This window comes from Affinirhizobium lemnae (genome assembly GCF_022968395.1).
Taxonomy (GTDB): Bacteria; Pseudomonadota; Alphaproteobacteria; order Rhizobiales; family Rhizobiaceae; genus Neorhizobium; species Neorhizobium lemnae.
Genome location: NZ_JALJQZ010000029.1, coordinates 14,270 through 32,463, shown reverse-complemented (window position 1 = coordinate 32,463; position 18,194 = coordinate 14,270). Strand labels below are relative to the sequence as shown.

At 58.2% G+C, this 18,194-nt stretch carries 15 protein-coding genes; 10 read left to right on the top strand and 5 right to left on the bottom strand.

The window, feature by feature from the left end:
• The first annotated feature begins 23 nt into the window (after window positions 1–23).
• The 4 genes from MUU53_RS16445 to MUU53_RS16430 are packed head-to-tail and all read left to right on the top strand — an operon-like array spanning window position 24 to window position 6,247.
• Window positions 24–938: a DUF58 domain-containing protein gene (locus MUU53_RS16445; protein WP_247261865.1), complete on the top strand. Its 915-nt coding sequence runs from the start codon at window positions 24–26 to the stop codon at window positions 936–938.
• A complete protein-coding gene (locus MUU53_RS16440; protein ID WP_247261864.1) occupies window positions 938–3,745 on the top strand; it encodes a DUF4159 domain-containing protein in 2,808 nt (935 codons plus the stop codon). The genes MUU53_RS16445 and MUU53_RS16440 overlap by 1 nt, the downstream gene beginning before the upstream one ends.
• 9 nt (window positions 3,746–3,754) lie before the next feature.
• Window positions 3,755–5,827 carry a hypothetical protein gene (locus tag MUU53_RS16435; protein ID WP_247261863.1) on the top strand — a complete coding sequence of 691 codons (2,073 nt, stop codon included), beginning with the start codon at window positions 3,755–3,757 and terminating at the stop codon, window positions 5,825–5,827.
• The gene (locus MUU53_RS16430; protein WP_247261862.1) at window positions 5,828–6,247 is read left to right on the top strand and encodes a GNAT family N-acetyltransferase; all 420 of its coding nucleotides are present in this window, start codon (window positions 5,828–5,830) and stop codon (window positions 6,245–6,247) included.
• Between the two features lie 5 nt (window positions 6,248–6,252).
• On the opposite strand, the gene MUU53_RS16425 is transcribed toward MUU53_RS16430, so the two are convergent.
• Window positions 6,253–6,786 (bottom strand): GNAT family N-acetyltransferase, encoded by a 534-nt coding sequence (locus tag MUU53_RS16425; protein ID WP_247261861.1) that lies wholly within the window; start codon window positions 6,784–6,786, stop codon window positions 6,253–6,255.
• 244 nt (window positions 6,787–7,030) lie between these two features.
• On the opposite strand from MUU53_RS16425, the gene MUU53_RS16420 reads away from it, so the two are divergent.
• Entirely contained in the window at window positions 7,031–8,014 is a 984-nt protein-coding gene (locus tag MUU53_RS16420) for a glutathione S-transferase family protein (RefSeq protein WP_247261860.1), read from the top strand.
• Window positions 8,015–8,016: 2 nt separating this feature from the next.
• Here MUU53_RS16420 and MUU53_RS16415 read toward each other — a convergent pair whose 3' ends face one another.
• Window positions 8,017–8,505 (bottom strand): NUDIX domain-containing protein, encoded by a 489-nt coding sequence (locus tag MUU53_RS16415; RefSeq protein WP_247261859.1) that lies wholly within the window; start codon window positions 8,503–8,505, stop codon window positions 8,017–8,019.
• 41 nt (window positions 8,506–8,546) lie between these two features.
• Here MUU53_RS16415 and MUU53_RS16410 point away from each other — a divergent pair, with 41 nt between their 5' ends.
• The 3 genes from MUU53_RS16410 (at window position 8,547) to MUU53_RS16400 (ending at window position 10,887) form a co-directional block, all read left to right on the top strand.
• Window positions 8,547–9,500, top strand: a complete 954-nt coding sequence (locus MUU53_RS16410) for a metallophosphoesterase family protein (protein ID WP_247261882.1) — start codon at window positions 8,547–8,549, stop codon at window positions 9,498–9,500.
• A 77-nt stretch (window positions 9,501–9,577) separates the two neighbouring features.
• Complete coding sequence (locus MUU53_RS16405; RefSeq protein ID WP_247261858.1) at window positions 9,578–10,051, top strand: hypothetical protein; 474 nt, start codon at window positions 9,578–9,580, stop codon at window positions 10,049–10,051.
• Window positions 10,051–10,887 (top strand): anti-sigma factor family protein, encoded by an 837-nt coding sequence (locus tag MUU53_RS16400; RefSeq protein ID WP_247261857.1) that lies wholly within the window; start codon window positions 10,051–10,053, stop codon window positions 10,885–10,887. The genes MUU53_RS16405 and MUU53_RS16400 overlap by 1 nt, the downstream gene beginning before the upstream one ends.
• A 73-nt stretch (window positions 10,888–10,960) precedes the next feature.
• On the opposite strand, the gene MUU53_RS16395 is transcribed toward MUU53_RS16400, so the two are convergent.
• The 3 genes from MUU53_RS16395 to MUU53_RS16385 all read right to left on the bottom strand — a co-directional run bounded on the left by MUU53_RS16395 (window position 10,961) and on the right by MUU53_RS16385 (window position 15,502).
• Complete coding sequence (locus MUU53_RS16395) at window positions 10,961–12,052, bottom strand: helix-turn-helix transcriptional regulator (RefSeq protein WP_247261856.1); 1,092 nt, start codon at window positions 12,050–12,052, stop codon at window positions 10,961–10,963.
• A 178-nt stretch (window positions 12,053–12,230) separates the two neighbouring features.
• Entirely contained in the window at window positions 12,231–13,982 is a 1,752-nt protein-coding gene (gene leuA, locus MUU53_RS16390) for a 2-isopropylmalate synthase (RefSeq protein ID WP_247261855.1), read from the bottom strand.
• A gap of 335 nt (window positions 13,983–14,317) precedes the next feature.
• Window positions 14,318–15,502 (bottom strand): benzoate/H(+) symporter BenE family transporter, encoded by a 1,185-nt coding sequence (locus MUU53_RS16385; protein ID WP_247261854.1) that lies wholly within the window; start codon window positions 15,500–15,502, stop codon window positions 14,318–14,320.
• Window positions 15,503–15,754: 252 nt separating this feature from the next.
• On the opposite strand from MUU53_RS16385, the gene MUU53_RS16380 reads away from it, so the two are divergent.
• Window positions 15,755–16,852 (top strand): carboxynorspermidine decarboxylase, encoded by a 1,098-nt coding sequence (locus tag MUU53_RS16380; RefSeq protein ID WP_247261853.1) that lies wholly within the window; start codon window positions 15,755–15,757, stop codon window positions 16,850–16,852.
• Window positions 16,853–16,902: 50 nt separating this feature from the next.
• The gene (locus tag MUU53_RS16375; protein WP_247261852.1) at window positions 16,903–18,141 is read left to right on the top strand and encodes a saccharopine dehydrogenase family protein; all 1,239 of its coding nucleotides are present in this window, start codon (window positions 16,903–16,905) and stop codon (window positions 18,139–18,141) included.
• Window positions 18,142–18,194 lie beyond the last annotated feature (53 nt).

Here is an 18,194-nt window from a genome sequence, read left to right as displayed (position 1 = left end):
CGTCATCGTTCAAAGGAGCAGGCGTGGCATCCATAGGCCAGATCGTTTCCCAGACACCCGGCAGTGAAGTTCTTGCGCGCGCCCGCCAGCGGGCAGCACTCGTGCCGGATTGCATGGTGGAGGCGAAGCGGATTGCCAATACGGTGATCTCCGGCTGGCATGGTCGCCGCAAGCGCGGCGTTGGCGAAAATTTCTGGCAGTTCCGCCCCTATACCGATGGTGAAAACCTCTCCCGCATTGACTGGCGACGGTCTGCCCGTGACGATCATGCCTATGTGCGCGACCGCGAATGGGAGGCTGCCCACACGGTCTGGCTCTGGGCCGACATGTCCCCTTCGATGATGTACAAGTCTACCTATGGCATGGTGTCCAAGGAAAGCCGCGCCCTGGTTCTGATGCTGGCGCTGGCTGAAATTCTGGCACGGTCGGGCGAACGCATCGGCTGCCCGGGCGTGATGGAGCCGGTTTCCGCCCGCAACGCCGCCGAAAGGCTGGCAACCGCCATCATGCATGCGCCGCCGACCGAAGGCCTTCCACGAACGAACATGATCCGCGGCGCCAGCGACATCGTTCTCATCGGTGACTTTCTGGACGATGCGGACAAGATCATGGAACGCCTCTCGCCTCTCGCCAAGCGCAGCCTACGCGGCCACGTGATAGAGGTCGCTGATCCGGCGGAAGAGATTTTCCCTTATGCTGGCCGCACGGAATTCACCGATCCGGAAACGGGTGAAAAGCTGACGTCCGGTCGAGCCGAAACGCTGCGGGACGACTATCAGCGCGCCTATCTCGCGCGCCGTGAAAATCTTGGTCAGTCGCTGCGCCGGATGGGCTGGAATTTTGTCTTCCATCGCACGGACCATCTGGCGTCAGAGGCGCTGGTGGCCGTTCACGGTCATCTGTCCGGCAATCCGCCGCGCCTGGCAGGAGGACGCTGATGGGAGCCCTCGCCTTCGCAAGCCCATTCATCCTCATCGCGCTTGTGGTGCTGCCTGCCATCTGGTGGTTGCTGCGCCTGACACCGCCTAAGCCGCGGTCGGAAGTGTTTCCGCCGCTGGCCATTCTCGCCAAGGTTCTGAAGCGAGAGGAAACCCCCGCCCAGAGTCCTTGGTGGTTGACGCTTCTGCGAATGCTGATGGCAGCCGCACTGATCTTCGCCATTGCAAACCCCATTCTGAACCCGCGGACCGGCTCCTTGAACAATGGGGGGCCACTTGCTCTGATCGTCGACAACAGCTGGTCCACGACCGCCGACTGGCAGCGTCGCGTGGAAACGGCTGCAATGTTGATTGATGATGCGGAGCAGGCCAACCTGCCGGTTTCCATCGTGTTCACGGCGGATGCAACGCATGACGCGGTCCCTGCCAGTGCCGCCGCTGCCCGTGAGAAGCTGGCCGCAGCGCAACCCAAACCACTTCCGCCCATGAGAGAACGCGCGGCAGATGCCCTTGTCGAAGCCTTCAACGGCTCGCGTCCCGGCACTGTCGCCTATCTGAGCGACGGCATTGCAACTGCTGAAGACGCGGACATGGTGGCAGACCTCTCCAGTCTGTCGGCGGCAGATGTGCGCCTGATCACCGGTGAAGGATCAAACGCGGTGGCGCTGACGCAGGCTGCGAACGATTCGGGGGCCATGAAAGTGACCGTCGAGCGCCTGTCGCGCGATAGTGCCCGCAGCCTCACCGTCAACGCACTCGATCAGCAGGGTCGTTCACTCGCAACCGCACCCTTGAACTTCGCGGCAGGCGCTTCAACGGCCACGGCTGAAATTGCAGCGCCATTCGAATTGCGCAACGACTTCGCACGGCTTGCAATCGATGGCCTTGCTACCGCAGGATCGACCCATCTTCTGGATGATGGCTTCAAGCGTCGCCGTGTTGCCCTTCTCTCCGGCGATAGCAGCAATGAAGTGCAGCCGCTTCTTCAGCCGCTTTATTATATCAGTCGCGCCTTGCAGCCCTATGCGGACATCATTGAGCCCAAGAGCTCGGATCTGACGGCATCGCTGCCGGAGGTTCTGAACACCAATCCATCCGCCATCATCATGGCAGATATTGGCCGCTTGCCTGCGGAAACCTACGAGCCGCTGCAACGCTGGCTGTCGCGCGGTGGCGTGTTGATTCGTTTCGCCGGTCCGCGTCTCGCAGCGGCACCGGCAGACGATCCGCTGGTGCCTGTCAATCTGCGCCGCGGCGAGCGGGCGCTGGGTGGCGCTCTTTCCTGGGCGGAACCGCAGCCGCTTGCTGATTTTCCAGCGATCGGGCCCTTTGCCGGCATGCCACGCGCGGGAGACGTAACCGTCAACCGTCAGGTGCTTGCCGAACCCTCGCCGGATCTGGCGGAGCGCACCTGGGCAAGCCTTGCCGATGGAACGCCGCTGGTGACGACCCGTGAGGTGAATGCCGGTCGCATCGTGCTTTTCCACGTGAGTGCGGAGGCAACATGGTCAGACCTGCCTCTGTCGGGATCCTTCGTTGAAATGCTGCGCCGCCTGATGCAGGTTGCCCGTGCCGGTGGAGCGCAAACCGCTTCGCAGGGCGGAGAGGCTGCCGTGGCCCTGCCGCCCTATCGGCTGCTGAATGCTGAAGGCGTTCTGACAACTGAGATCGGCTCGGCAAAACCGCTGACGACGGCACCGGGTAAGGTTACATCCGCATCCTTCGATCATCCGCCAGGGCTTTACGGCAATGAGGACGGTTTCAGCGCGGTCAACCTCCTGCCACCAACAGCCAAACTCGAACCCGTCAACATGTCTGCCGAAGGCATGACCGTTGCCCGTGAGGGTCTCATTGGCCGCGAAACCGTGTCGCTGAGGCCTGCGCTTTTCACGTTTGCGCTGATACTCCTACTTCTCGATACGCTGATTGTCCTTGTCATGAATGGTGCCTTTTCCAGAGCTGCAAGGCGTGGCCGGATCGCGGCTGTCCTGGCAGCCTTGATTGCTCTGCCCTTTGCCCTGCCCGCTCCGCCCGCCCATGCAGCAGATGCGCGGCCCGGTGACGAACAGGCGCTGGAGCGGCTGGATACGACCCACCTTGCCTATGTCATCACCGGCGAGCCGGAAGTAGACCGTATCTCGGAAGCGGGCCTCGAAGGTCTCACCCAGTTCCTGACATTCCGCACAGCTCTCGAACCCGGAGCGCCGGTTGGCCTGGACATTTCAAAGGATGAACTGGCCTTCTACCCGATGATCTATTGGCCGATCTCCGCAACAGCGCCTATGCCCAGCGCGGCAACAATTTCGCGGATCGATGCCTATATGCGAAACGGCGGCACGGTTCTGTTCGATACCCGCGACCAGATCTCGTCGTTCGATGGCAGCTCGACCTCAGCCAATGGCCAGCGGCTGCAGGACATTCTGGCCAACGTCGATATTCCGGCATTGGAACCAGCGCCCGCCGACCACATCCTGACGCGCGCCTTTTATCTCCTGTCCAATTTTCCGGGTCGCTACAGCGGAAGCCCCATGTGGGTGCAGGCTCGCCAGGAAGCGCGCAATCCGGATCGTCCGCTCGCCGCGTCCGGGGATGGCGTCAGTCCGATCCTGATTACGGCCAACGATCTGGCGGGTGCCTGGGCGATCGATGCAAACGGCATCCCGCTGCTGCCAACCGTTCCCTCGGACGAAATGCAGCGCGAATATGCCTATCGAACCGGCGTGAACATCATGATGTACATGCTGACCGGCAACTACAAGGCGGATCAGGTCCATGTGCCGGATCTGCTGCAGCGGCTTGGCCAGTAGGATATCGGGATGAATATTGAATTCGAACCCTTTCTGCCCTGGTCTGTTCTCGCCATTCTTGGCGTTTTCGCACTGGTGCTGGTCGTGCTTTCGATTTGGCGCGGCATGCGGGGTGCAACGCTTCGCGCCGTCGCGCTTGCTGTTCTTCTCCTGTCGCTGACCAATCCAACCCTGACGCAGGAAGACCGCGAGCCACTGTCAACCATCGTGCCTGTGATTGTGGACCGCTCCCAGAGCCAGCAAACGGCCGAGCGTACCCGACAGACCGATCAGGCATTACAGGCACTTACCGACCGTCTTTCACGCTTTCCCCGCATCGAGCCACGCATCGTTGAAGTGAAGGATGAGGATACCGACACACCCTCGACCCGTCTGTGGTCCTCACTCAACGCAGCAACCGCGGATGTTCCGCCTGCGCGGGTGGGCGGCGCGATCTTCCTGACGGACGGACAGGTGCATGATCTGCCCGGAACCAATCAGGATCTCGGCTTTACCGCGCCGATCCATGGACTGATCACCGGGCGTGCTGGCGAATATGATCGGCGCGTCCAGGTCGTAAAGGCGCCGCGCTTCGGCATTGTAGGGGAAGAGCAGGAAATGACCCTGCGCGTGGTGGATGAAGGTCCGGCACCGGGCGGGGCTGCATCCGTTACGGTTCGCATGAATGGCGAAGTGATTGGCAACCTGCAGGCAAATCCGGGCGTTCCAATCCCCTTCCGCTTCAATGTGCCGCGTGGTGGCAACAACATCATGGAGTTCTCCGTTCCGGAAGTGGCCGGAGAGGTGAGCGCCGCCAACAATCGCGCCGTCCATGTCATTGATGGCATTCGCCAGAACCTGCGCGTTCTCCTGGTATCAGGCGAACCGCATGCCGGTGAGCGCGCATGGCGTAACCTGCTCAAATCGGATGCTTCCGTCGATCTGGTGCATTTCACCATTCTTCGGCCAAGCTTCAAGCAGGATGGCACGCCGATCAACGAGTTATCGCTGATCGCCTTTCCGACACGCGAATTGTTCATCGAGAAGATCAATGATTTCGACCTGATCATCCTCGACCGCTACCAGAACCTCGGCACGACCCCCATCCTGCCGATGCTCTATTACGATTACATCGCACAATATGTTGAAAAGGGTGGCGCCCTGCTGGTGGCAGCAGGCCCGGAATATGCCGGTGATTCGTCAATTGCGCTCACACCGCTCTCTACGGTTCTGCCTGCCCTGCCGAGCGGCAGCGTCCACAATGCTCCGTTCTTCCCGCGCCTTTCGGATGAAGGCAAGAAGCACCCTGTGACGCGTGGACTCGATGGCGCAGCCGCAGAGCCGCCGGCCTGGGGACGCTGGTTCCGCACGGTGGATGTGGATCCGCCGCAGGGCCAGACAGTGATGCTGGGCGACGGCAGCCGCCCGCTCCTCGTCCTGAACCGAAAGGGCGAAGGACGCATAGCAACGCTGTTGTCCGATCAGGGCTGGTTATGGGCCCGAGGTTTCGAGGGCGGCGGCCCGCATGTGGCGCTCTACCGGCGCATCGCGCACTGGCTGATGAAAGAGCCGGAACTTGAAGAGGAAGCGCTGACTGCGCGCGCCGTCGGCCGAACCCTGGAGGCGACACGCCAGACCATCGGCGACGATCCGGGTCCGGCGACCATTCGCTATCCGTCCGGCAAGACAGAGACAGTCGCCTTCACGGCGGCAGGTCCGGGTCTCTACCGGATCGAGAAGCGGATGGATGAAACCGGCCTGTTCGAAATACGCAATGGCGACCTCTCGACGCTGGTTCATATCGGCAATGTCGATGCGCCCGAATTCCAGGCCATGATTTCCACCGGCGATGTACTTGCACCCTATGCCCAGAAAACGCGGGGTTTGATCAGCCGCCTGGCCAATGGCGACGGCGTGACGATCCCCGATCTCCTGCCTGTGCGTGGCGAGGTCAGGATCAATGATCCGAACCGGATGGTCATCCGCATGACAGATGAAACCGTGCTGAAGGGTATCGATTCGACACCGCTTTTCGCCGGTTTTGCAGGACTGGCAGCGCTTCTTCTAGCAATTTCTGCCATGTGGTGGCGCGAAGGACGATAAATGGCATTTGATCTGGTTGTTTCCGACGTCGTGACGCCGGATATGGAAGAGGCGATTCGAGGGCCTCTGGTCGCGTACAACAATGCGCGGTTCGGCGAGAGCAGCAAACGCGACCTTGGCATCTACCTCCGTTCAGAGGCTGGAGAGATCACGGGCGGATTGATCGGCTGGACGGCGCGCGACTGGCTCTATGTTCAGTTGCTCTTCATACCGGATGAAAATCGCGGCCATGGCCTTGCTGGCCGACTCTTGAGCATGGCGGAAAACGAGGCACGGGCACGTGGCTGTGTCGGGGCCTACCTCGACACCATGAACCCGGATGCGCTCCAGACCTATCTGAAATACGGCTACAGGATCATCGGCAAGAACGGCCCGATGTCCGGCGGCCAATTCATCACTTGGCTGAACAAGGTTTTCTGAGAAGCTTATTCCGCGGCGAGAGCCAGAGCCACCGGTTGCCAATCCTGCCAAGCAATTTCGCCTTTCAGACGGGCATGAACATTTTCGCCAAGTGGCACGACCAGAATGCGCGCCGGATCGGTCGGTCCCGGAAAAGTCAGCGCGTTGTAGGCGACACGCTCGAACCCGAGCGGCATGTAATAGGGAGCGTCGCCGACAAGAATAACGGCCTCGGAGCCCTTGCGCCGTGCGGCCTCGATTGCGATGCGAACCAGTTCACGCCCGATACCCCGGTTCTTGTGCGATGGCCGCACGGCAAGCGGCCCCAGCAGATGCCCGTCAACCCCGCCTGCCTTGACTGCGGTCATCCGCACAGAGGCAATCGTCTCGCCGTCATCGGCGCAGATGAAGGAGAGCGACCGGTCATGCGGGCCCTGTTCGCGAATACGCTGCGATGACTTGGTGAAGCGACCGGGACCAAAGGCCTCGGCATTGATCAACTCGATGATTTCATCGTGGGAACAATCTTCAGTGAGGTAGACGAGATCGTGCTTGTTCATGAGCAGCCAGACCAGATAAGACAAAACAACGGCATTGTGAACGACGCCAAGGGGGCGTCCGGCAGTTCAATCAACGTCGTCGAAGTGTCAGGGTCTGGGCCATTATCGATTTCCTCACTTAGAAGATCGCAATAACAGTAAAATTTATAGTCGTCTATCGAAAACACACTGTCTTCATTGCGGAACTCGCTTTTCATTCGAGGACTTGTATCGTTGCAACGACGACAGCGAGGAGATTAAACGCATGGGAATGCTTGTCGAAGGCCAGTGGCAGAACGTCTGGTATGATACGAAGTCGACGGGCGGGCATTTCAAGCGCGATGCCTCCCGCTTTCGCAACTGGATCACGCCGGATGGCTCTGCGGGTCCGTCCGGTCAAGGCGGCTTCAAGGCAGAAGCGGGTCGCTATCATCTCTATGTGTCACTCGCCTGCCCTTGGGCGCACCGCACGCTGATTTTTCGAACCCTGAAAAAACTGGAAGACATGATCAGCGTCTCCGTCGTCAGCCCTTTGATGCTCGACAATGGATGGGAATTCGAACCGGAGGATGATCCGGATGCAACGCCGGATCATCTGTTCGGCAGTCAGGCACTCTGGCAGGTGTATGTGCGCGCGCATTCTACCTATTCAGGCCGCGTGACGGTGCCGGTTCTCTGGGACAAAAAGAACGAGACGATCGTCTCTAACGAATCGGCGGAAATCATCCGCATGTTCAATTCGGCCTTTGATGCACTGACCGGCTCGACGCTCGACTTCTATCCATCATCGCTGAGAACAGAGATTGATGCGCTGAACGCCCACATCTACGATGCGGTCAACAACGGCGTCTACAAGGCTGGATTTGCGACGACGCAGGCTGCCTATGAGGAGAATGTCACCGCGCTGTTCACCATGCTGGATGAGCTCGACCGCCGCCTGAGAAGCCAGCGCTATCTCTTCGGCAGCCGGTTGACGGAAGCGGACTGGCGCCTTTTCACGACCCTTGTGCGGTTCGATCCGGTCTATGTCGGCCACTTAAAATGCAATATTCGCCGTACCGCTGATTATCCAGCACTCTCGGGATATTTACGGGATCTGTATCAGCACCCCGGCATCAGGCTGACGGTCAACCTTCGACACATCAAGCACCACTATTATCGAAGTCACAAGACCATCAATCCAACAGGTGTGGTGCCGGTTGGACCACAACTCGATCTAGACGCGCCGCACGAGCGTGATCGCCTCTGACCCTACCAGATCTCCTGCTTTGGCCTCTCGCCTGAAAGCTCTCCCAGCCGCCGCAACGTCGCGGCGGTGACATCCACGGGCAGTTGGTCGAGAGAAAAGAACCCGCTCTCGGCAATTTCCCGGTCAGGCGCTCGTGGCGCCGTCTGCCGCACATTTACCCGGTAGAGAATCACGTGGTCGCGTTTGCTGGCGCGACTGTTCTGATAGACCTGGAAGAGATGCGGCTCGCCATTAATCTCGAGGTTGCCTTCTTCGCGCAGTTCCTTCGCAAGCGCAATGGCTACGGTTTCACCATGTTCGACGCCTCCGCCCGGAAGATACCAGCCCGGAACATAGGTATGGCGAACCAGAAAGATGCGGCCTTGCTCATCGAAACAGGCGGCGCGAACCCCAAGCGTCATGCCGCGCGTGAAGGCAAACAGCCGATGCAGGACCGCAACGATAACCCTCGTCCGAAATCCGCTGATTTCCTGTATTCCTTCATTGCTCATGCGGGTTGCCCCCTTGGCCTGCAAGCTCTATGTCTCGAGCAATGTACACCTTCGCGCACATTTCAGATGTTCACCTCGGCCCGCTTCCTCGCCTGACAGTGCGCGAACTGGCCTCGAAACGCATCACCGGCTTTATCAACTGGCACCGCAACAGGCGCAAGCATCTGCTTGTGAATACATTGGATCTCCTGTTGAGCGATATCCGCACGAAACAGCCGGACCATCTGATGATCACCGGCGATCTTGTCAATCTCGCAACCTCCATCGAGATCCGGCTAGCGGGCGAATGGCTGCGCAGCATCGGCGATCCGCTCGAAACGACCGTAGTGCCTGGCAATCACGATGCCTATGTGCCGGGCGCTCATGATCGTTCGGTGCGCGAATGGTACCCGTTTATCGCGGCGGACAACGACCCGAATGACTGGTCAGACGAGGAACACATTTTCCCGACCTATCGCCGCCGCGGACCGATTGCCATTATCGGCTGTTCCACCTCCAATGCGACCCTGCCCTTTTCCGCCAGCGGCCTGTTCAGCAGTCGGCAGGCCCGCGAAACGGTCAATCTCCTGCGCAGGGCAGGAGAAGAAGGTCTGTTTCGTGTTGTGATGATCCACCATCCGCCCATTCGCGGCGCGGCCGCCTCCCACAAACGTATGTTAGGTATACGCCGTTTCAATGCGGCAATCTCCACCGGCGGCGCGGAGCTTGTCCTTCATGGCCACACGCATCTCAACACACTGTACCATTTGAAGACGCAGGCAGGCAGCGTGCCGGTTGTCGGCATTGCGTCAGCCTCGCAGGGGCCGGGTGGACATAAACCTCCAGCCGCCTATAATTTCTTCACATTGTCGGGCCAAGCTGGATCTTGGAACCTTGCATGTGACCGGTACGGACTGACACAGGAAGCGGATGCCATTGCGCACGAGCAACGGCGTGTTCTTTACGGAACACCGGCACCACTTCCGGCGCAGCCACCTCTCGAACTTGAACTCTAGCCAGTTTGGCGAAAGCCTTAGCCTGTAGAGATAATTCGGAAACTTTGACGATTGACAGATTTGGTACCAAGGAATTCATGGACGTAAAGCCACACAACACCGACATTCGACGGGACCTCGTTTCCCTGCTGCCCCGGTTGCGGCGCTTTGCCCTTGTTCTTGCGCAGAACGGGGCAAAGGCGGATGAGCTTGTGTCCAAGGTGTGCGGTCAGGCTCTCCTAAAGGCACCTTTCCAGGATGCGGAAGACCGGCTGGATCTGCGTCTGTTCGGCGCTATCTGCTCCCTGTGGCGAACGGAAATCCGCAAGAAAAAAGCCTCCAGCGAGACCGTCGTCTGCCTCCATTCCGCGACTACCAGTTCACCACAATTGCCGATGATCCTCTCTGCGGAACTGGCTGCGGCCTTTCTGCTCTGTGCGGTCGAAGAACTGTCCTATCGCGAAGCGGCAGCGGTCATGGCAACGACGGAGGATAGTATCGCCGAAACGGTTCTGGCCGCCAGACGCGAACTCGCCATTGTCACCGAAAGCGAAGCGGAGCGCAGAGCCTGATGTCCGACAGTCTGCGCCAGCCTTCACTCGATGCCCGCCTGTCTGCCATGCTGGATGGCGAGGTGACTGAGGCCGAAAAGTCTGAACTGGATGACATTCTCGCGAATGATCCAAATGCAAAACTGACCTCGGACAAACTCAGGCAAGCCACGGAACACGGTCGAACGCTGTTCAATGAAATGCTGAAAGAGCCGGTTTCGCTCAGCCTCGTCAGAAGCATCAAGACGGCGCCGGAAGGACGCCGCGCCTTGCGTTTTCCGAAGCAGGAAACCGTTCGGCAAAAGCTCAAGCCTACCTACCGTCTCGCAATCACCTCGTCCGTCATCATGTTCGCGCTCGGCGCAGCGGCCGGCTACATGGTCGGCGCCCCGTCTCACATGATGACCTATGCGGATATTGCGGGTGATCCAAGCAAAGCCTGGCTGGATGATGTTGCGTCTCACTACCGGCTCTTTTCCCGCCAGTCGCGACATCTCGTAGAAATTCCGGCGAATGAATCCGCGCATATCGTCGAATGGTTGATGGCGACCACGGGCATTTCTTTTCGCATTCCCGATCTCACCTCGGAAAAGCTCGTATTTATGGGTGCTCGCCTGTTTTCGGCAGGTGGAAGGCCGGTGGGGGAACTGATCTACCAGAACCGCGATGGCGAGGTTATCGCCATATCCTTCACCAAATTCATTTCACCCATGCCGGAAAAAGACATGCGCGAGAGCATTCGAGACGATATCGGAATGGTGACCTGGCAGGGCTTGCAGGCAAGTTACGTTCTCACCGGCCCCTCTTCCGATGCAGATCTGGAAGGCCTCGCAACCAAGATCGCTGGCATCATCTGACGGCAGCGTTCATGCAGGAAGCGTTAGGCTGAAAGTCTGGCCTTTGACGTACAACGGAATTCTGCGACAGGCATCAGCCGAGACGAATGTTTCCGAGCAAGAGACAAAGTTCGGCTTGGCGTTGGGTACCTGTTTTCTTCAGGATGGAGCGCATATGTGCCCGAGTGGTTTCGTAATGAACCCCACAGCGTTCGGCTATCGCCCTGATATCTTCGCCTTCATTTAGAAGGCAAGCAACGCGACATTCTGAGAGTGTGAAGCCAAATAACTTGCGTAGTGCATCGTACGATATGGACTGAGATTGGTCAACATCTTCCATAATCACCATAGCATAGGCGTTCGCGAAAACGTCACGAAGATTTGAACCTGCTCGCTCGATGCGTACCAGCAGGGGGTTTTTGTCTCTGCGCGAAAATGTTAACACTTCACTCAGTGCCGGGTCGGAGCCTCCAATGACTTTATCCAGCGCCGCTTCGAAGACGGATGCTTCTCTTGAAGAACTTATTGTTAGCCTGTTGCGGAAAATGTAGACTTCACTCTTCAAAAGTCTTTCAGCTTTTTGATTTGCCGCAACGACCGAACCTCGCCGGTCCACGAACAGACACGCAACATTTGCACGCTCAAAGGCTGCCATATAGCCCTGCATTTCGCTTTCCGCGAAGATGGACATGATACGCGACGCCATCTGTAGCTGAGATCGTAGAGCGTTCAAGTGTTCCCGATCTTCGTCGTGAAAACCTCCATCAGCCAGTTTGCGATGGAGAACAAAGAAACGATCATCGGATCCAGACGAAAAATTGATAACCGCGGAATGCTGAAAGCCAAATTTTGCGACAAATTTGTAGTATTCCAGTTCACGTAGGTCTTTTTCGGATGCGAAATCGGACTCCAGAACGACTCCGGACCGCTTCATCAAAGGCATGAATTTCGCGCGATGATCGCGGTGTGTCCAACCATCGCGCTGGTGTTCGTCCATGATGCCGAACATGCTATTTGTGAACATCAGCCCAGTCACCGAACCGCGATCGGCGGGTGCCATTACGTTGATACCTGCGGCCCCGGTGGCAACGGCTATCTGCTCCAGAAACAGCGGCCATCGTTGGTGATCAACTGCAACATCCTGAAGCTGCCCCAAAAGAGTGTAGAAGCTACCGGCGTCATTCATTGTCGGCACCCTATAGCGGAATTTTTACGGTCTGCGTCATTCCTCCCCCATTGAGAAGAAAGCTTCAGCCCAACGCAATGCTGTCCGAAAAGCAAGACAGTTACGCCTCAGGCCTCCTATATATTGAAAATAAATTTCACTCAGAGCGCCCGGGTTAGAAGCCCGGGCGCTTTCCTTATCAGCTGTTGGCCAGAACGCGGTTCGCAGCGGAGACGATCGCCTCGAGAGAGGCCGTCACGATATTGGTGTTGATGCCCGCACCGAACAGCTTGCCTCCATCGTACTCCATCTCGACATAGGCGATGGCCGACGCATTCGAGCCATGCTGGAGGGAGTGTTCGGAATAATCCGCTACCGAGAACTCCTTGCCGAGATAGATCGACAGGGCATTGATAAAGCCGTCGATCGGGCCCGTGCCTTTGCCTTCGATGCGCTTGGTCTCCCCATTGTCAGTGATTTCAGCCGCAACGATCCGGATCCCTCTCTGGTCAGTTCCGGCAGGATAGGTATGGTGATCCACGAACTTGATGCGGCCTTCCGACTGATTGACATAACGCTCGATGAAGCGCTCGTAGATGCGCCTGGACGGCAGCTCCTTGCCTTCCTCGTCGGTGATCCGCTGAATATCCTCGCGGAATTCGACCTGCAGATTGCGTGGCAGATTGATGCCGTAATCCTGGGAGAGGATGTAGGCGATGCCGCCCTTGCCCGATTGCGAGTTGATGCGAATGATCGCTTCGTAAGTGCGGCCCACGTCCTGCGGATCGATCGGCAGATAAGGCACTTCCCAGACAGGCGAATTGGCCTGCTTGATCGCCTTCATCCCCTTGTTGATCGCATCCTGGTGAGAGCCTGAGAAGGCGGTATAGACCAGCTCGCCAACATAGGGATGACGCTCGGGGATCGTCATCTCGTTTGAATATTCGTAGACCGCCTTAATGCGCTCGATATCGGTGCAATCCAGTTCAGGATCGACGCCTTGCGTATACATGTTCAGCGCCAGGGCCACGACATCCACGTTGCCGGTGCGCTCGCCATTGCCGAACAGCGTGCCTTCCACCCGATCGGCGCCGGCCATCAGGCCCAGCTCCGTTGCGGCGATGCCCGTGCCGCGGTCATTGTGTGGGTGCAGGGAGATGATGACATTCTCGCGGTTGTCGATATTGCGGCACATCCATTCGATCTGGTCCGCATAGATGTTGGGCGTTGCCATCTCAACCGTGGAAGGCAGGTTGAGGATCAGCTTGTTTTCAGCCGTCGGCTTCACTTCGGCAATCACGGCATTGCAGATTTCCAGCGCCACTTCCAGCTCCGTTCCGGTGAAGCTTTCCGGCGAATATTCGAAGCGATAACCACCATTCTCGCTGCTGGCGGCCTTTGAAGACATGTCCATGATCATCTTGGCAGCATCGACGGCGATCTGCTTGATGCCATGCACATCCTTTGCGAACACGACGCGCCGCTGCAATTCGGACGTGGAATTGTAGAAATGGATGATCGGCTTGTAGGCACCTTCCAGAGATTCGAAGGTGCGGGTAATCAGTTCCGGGCGGCACTGGACCAGCACCTGCAGGGACACGTCCCGAGGCACACCGCCTTCTTCCACGCACCAGCGGGCGAAATCGAAATCCGTCTGCGAGGCAGAGGGGAAACCGATCTCGATTTCCTTGAAGCCCATGTCCAGCAACAGCTTGAACATGCGCGCCTTGCGATCATGACCCATCGGGTTGACGAGCGACTGATTGCCGTCGCGCAAATCGACGGAGCACCAGATCGGCGCCTTGTCGATGACCTTGGACGGCCATGTGCGATCCGGAATATTGATCGTCGGGTACGGGCGGTACTTGCGGGATGCATCCGGCATTCCCCGGCTCTGACCCGTAGCCTGGCTCGATGTCGCGGCTTGCGTTGCGGGAGTATTGGCAGTCATTCGTCTTCTCCTTCGCGTCCAGCGTCACGCTAATGGCATCAGCCTGTTACAGCGTTGAAACACTGGATCAAGGCCTCTCTCGAGGCTTTCGGTCTTCAAATCATGGATTTTGTGAAAAGGAGCTCTAGCCGGCAGGCTCTTTCGGCCGCCGGGCGCTCCTTAACGGACCCGGCAACCGCCGATAAGGCCGAGAAGAAGAAGCGAGTTTAGGGCAGCAGAAGACGCACGGTGTGCCATCTGGCCCGCGACGCAAGAAGTCGGAAATGTGCTGCCCGTGATCTTCATGGAGAATTTGATAACGTGGGATGCGATGTTGCGCAAGATGGGTTGCGCCCTCAGTGACCATTTTGCTGAACGAAGCGTCGCAGACCCAACATAAACGCACCTGCGACGAGGCCCCAGAAGGCACCGGAAACACCCAGAAACGCCGTGCCGGACGCCGTAACCATAAAAGTAATCGCCGCCGCCTCGCGGTGATCCGCATCGCGGAAGGCCGCCTGAGCCGAGCTGGAAAAGGCGCCGACCAGCGCAAGCCCCGCGACGGCCTGCAACAGGATCGGCGGAGCAAAAGCGACAAAGGCGATGATGGCGGAAGCCAGAAGTCCGAACAGAATATAGCCAATACCGCCGATGATCGCCGACCAGTAGCGCCGTTTTGGATCCGGATGCGCCTCATCGCTGGCGCACATGGCGGCAGTGATAGCCGCCAGATTGACCGGAACCGCACCGAACAGCGCCGCCACCAACGAAAACGCGCCTGTCGAGGCAAACAGCGGACCGGGCGCAGGCTCGTAGCCATAGACTTTGAGAATGGCGATGCCTGGAATGTTTTGCGAGGCCATGGTCACGACGAACAAGGGAATGGCAACGGAGACGAAGCCATGCCAGGTGAAAGTCGGCATCACCGGAACAAGCGTCGGATGAATGGAACTGCCCAATTTCGAGAGCATGTCGGGCGGCAGGTCCACGCCAAATACAAGCACCAGCGCAAAGGCGCCGAGCGCCGCAGGCACCGCCCAGAGCCGCTTCCACATGAGAAACACCATCCAGGTTCCCACGATCGGCAGCCCAAGCCAGGGGTTGAATGCGATAGCCTTGACCGGTGCAAGGCAGAGGCTGAGCAGGATGCCGGCCAGCATGGCATTGGCAAGCGAAGCGGGTATCATGCGCATGGCCTTGCCGAGCGGCTGAAACAGGCCCGACAGGATGATGAGAACCGCACACATGACGAAGGCACCAGCCGCAGCGGAGAAGCCACCCTCGATCATGCCGACGCTGGTGAGAAGAGCCGCGCCGGGCGTGGACCAGGCGCAGCTGATCGGCATCCGCTTCCAGAGCGGGAAGATGATGCCGAGCAATCCCATCAAAGCTGCCAGCACGAAAAGCGCAGACGCCACCTGATCCGGTGCCGCCCCCATGGCTGTCAACCCCTGCATAATGACGGCGAAGGAACTGATGAAGCCGACAAAGGCAACCAGCATCCCCATGATGGTGGCTTGGATGGAAAAGTCTTTCAGCATGGCATGCAATCCGCGGCAGTGAATCCGTATCGGAAGTCACACCAGATTGCAGCGATGCGAGCAAGCTTATTGCGGGGTAATTCAGTTCTCTGAGCAGATTCTCTGAAAGCCGCCCAAAATCCAAGAATCCTTGAGGTTTGGCTGCTTTGCCTCTTGCCTTCTGCCCCCCTTTTGCATAAGCCCCCAGCCGACGCATTCGGGGCGTCCCGTTCACTTCCGCCGGAAACGGCTGGGTTCACGAAGGATGAAGCCTTGATCCAGACTCCCTATTATCTCATCGACAAGTCGAAGCTCCTGCGCAACATGGAGAAGATCGCGACCTTGCGCGAACTGTCCGGCGCGAAAGCTTTGCTGGCGCTGAAATGCTTTGCCACATGGTCCGTCTTCGACTTCATGCGCGACTATATGGACGGCACCACCTCATCCTCCTTGAATGAGGTGCGCCTTGGCCATGAGCGGTTCGGCAAGGAAACACATGCCTATTCGGTTGCCTATGCCGATTACGAAATCGACGAAGTCGTCTCTCATGCCGACAAGATCATCTTCAACACGATTGGCCAGCTGCAACGCTTCGAGAAGCAGTCTGCCGGCATCATTCGTGGCCTGCGGCTGAACCCCGGCGTCTCGTCATCGAGCTTCGATCTGGCAGATCCCGCCCGCCCCTTCTCGCGGCTCGGCGAATGGGACCTGAAACAGGTCGAACCAGTGATGGACCTCATCACCGGCTTCATGATTCATAACAATTGCGAAAACGGCGACTTCGATCTGTTCGACAAGATGCTCGGCCAGATCGAAGAGAAGTTCGGCCCCCTGCTGAACAAGGCCGAGTGGGTGAGCCTCGGTGGTGGCATCCATTTCACCGGCGAGAACTATCCGCTGGAAAAGTTCGCCGAGCGCCTGAAGCGCTTCTCCGGTGAGTACGGCGTGCAGGTCTATCTGGAGCCCGGCGAGGCCTCCATCACAAAATCGACGACGCTGGAAGTCACCGTTCTCGACAAGCTCTACAACGGCAAGAACCTTGTCGTGGTGGATTCGTCCATCGAGGCACACTTGCTGGATCTTCTGATCTATCGTGAGAATGCCAAGGTTCATCCCAACCAGGGGCCACATCGTTACATGGTCTGCGGCAAGTCCTGCCTGGCCGGCGATATTTTTGGCGAGTTCGATTTCCCGAACGAGTTGAATGTCGGCGACCGCATCTCGATCCAAGACACCGCCGGTTACACGATGGTCAAGAAAAACTGGTTTAACGGCGTGAAAATGCCGGCAATCGCCATCCGTGAACTGGATGGCAGCCTCAGGACGGTCCGTGAATTTTCTTACACGGACTACGAAGAAAGCCTTTCCTGAAATACCTCAGGTTGGTCTCTGACGATTGGACATAGGAGTTGGTCCCTATCATGAGAAAGAACGTGCTCATCATCGGCGCGGGCGGCGTCGCGCAGGTCGTAGCGCATAAATGTGCGCAGAATAACGACGTGCTGGGCGATCTCCACATCGCATCCCGCACCAAGTCGAAGTGCGACGCGATCATCGCGAGCGTACACGAAAAAAAGGCCCTGAAGCAGGCGGGCGTTCTGGAAGCCCATGCGCTCAACGCCCTTGATATCGAAGCCACCAAGGCGCTGATTACCAGGCTTGGCATTCAGATCGTCATCAATGTCGGCACAGCCTTCCTGAACATGTCGGTCCTGCGGGCCTGCATGGATACGGGCGCTGCCTACATCGATACGGCCATCCACGAAGAGCCGAACAAGATCTGCGAAACGCCGCCGTGGTACGGTAACTACGAGTGGAAGCGCGCCGCCGAATGCGAGGAAAAGGGCATTACCGCCATCCTCGGCGCCGGTTTCGACCCGGGCGTCGTCAATGCCTATGCCAAGCTGGCCAAGGACGAGTATCTCGACAAGGTCACCGACGTCGACATCGTCGATATCAATGCCGGCAGCCACGGCAAGTATTTCGCCACGAACTTCGATCCGGAAATCAATTTCCGTGAATTCACGGGCGTTGTTTACTCCTGGCAGAAAGGCCAGTGGCAGGTGAACAAGATGTTCGAGATCGGCAAGGAATATGACCTGCCGGTCGTGGGCAAGCGCAAGGCCTATCTCTGCGGCCATGACGAAGTCCATTCGCTGGCCAAGAACATGGATGGCGCCGACGTGCGCTTCTGGATGGGCTTCGGCGATCACTACATCAACGTGTTCACGGTCCTGAAGTCGATCGGTCTTCTCTCCGAACAGCCGGTCAAGCTGGCAGATGGCTCCGAAGTCGTGCCGCTCAAGGTGGTCAAGGCTTGCCTGCCGGATCCGGCATCGCTCGCACCAGAGTATGAAGGCAAGACCTGCATCGGTGACTATGTGAAAGGCTTGAAGGACGGCAAGGAAAAGACCGTCTTCATCTATAACGTAGCAGATCACAAGGAAGCCTATAACGAAGTAGGCAGCCAGGGCATTTCCTACACCGCTGGCGTTCCGCCGGTCGCAGCAGCCATGCTGGTTGCCACAGGTGAGTGGGACGTCAAGAAGATGGCAAACGTGGAAGAGCTTGCCCCGAAGCCCTTCATCAACCTTCTGAACAAGATCGGCTTGCCGACCCGCATTCAGGATGAGAACGGCGATCGCGCTGTCGAATTCTGAAACGCAATATCTTAAGCGTATTCCGCAATCCGCTGGAGCAATCCGGCGGATTT

Coding starts and splice junctions, on each gene's coding strand:
- MUU53_RS16375 (WP_247261852.1), top strand. CDS start 16,903: ATGAGAAAGAACGTGCTCATCATCGGCGCGGGCGGCGTCGCGCAGGTC.
- MUU53_RS16420 (WP_247261860.1), top strand. CDS start 7,031: ATGGGAATGCTTGTCGAAGGCCAGTGGCAGAACGTCTGGTATGATACG.
- MUU53_RS16415 (WP_247261859.1), bottom strand. CDS start 8,505: ATGAGCAATGAAGGAATACAGGAAATCAGCGGATTTCGGACGAGGGTT.
- leuA (WP_247261855.1), bottom strand. CDS start 13,982: ATGACTGCCAATACTCCCGCAACGCAAGCCGCGACATCGAGCCAGGCT.
- MUU53_RS16430 (WP_247261862.1), top strand. CDS start 5,828: ATGGCATTTGATCTGGTTGTTTCCGACGTCGTGACGCCGGATATGGAA.
- MUU53_RS16385 (WP_247261854.1), bottom strand. CDS start 15,502: ATGCTGAAAGACTTTTCCATCCAAGCCACCATCATGGGGATGCTGGTT.
- MUU53_RS16425 (WP_247261861.1), bottom strand. CDS start 6,786: ATGAACAAGCACGATCTCGTCTACCTCACTGAAGATTGTTCCCACGAT.
- MUU53_RS16395 (WP_247261856.1), bottom strand. CDS start 12,052: ATGAATGACGCCGGTAGCTTCTACACTCTTTTGGGGCAGCTTCAGGAT.
- MUU53_RS16405 (WP_247261858.1), top strand. CDS start 9,578: ATGGACGTAAAGCCACACAACACCGACATTCGACGGGACCTCGTTTCC.
- MUU53_RS16435 (WP_247261863.1), top strand. CDS start 3,755: ATGAATATTGAATTCGAACCCTTTCTGCCCTGGTCTGTTCTCGCCATT.
- MUU53_RS16440 (WP_247261864.1), top strand. CDS start 938: ATGGGAGCCCTCGCCTTCGCAAGCCCATTCATCCTCATCGCGCTTGTG.
- MUU53_RS16400 (WP_247261857.1), top strand. CDS start 10,051: ATGTCCGACAGTCTGCGCCAGCCTTCACTCGATGCCCGCCTGTCTGCC.
- MUU53_RS16410 (WP_247261882.1), top strand. CDS start 8,547: ATGTACACCTTCGCGCACATTTCAGATGTTCACCTCGGCCCGCTTCCT.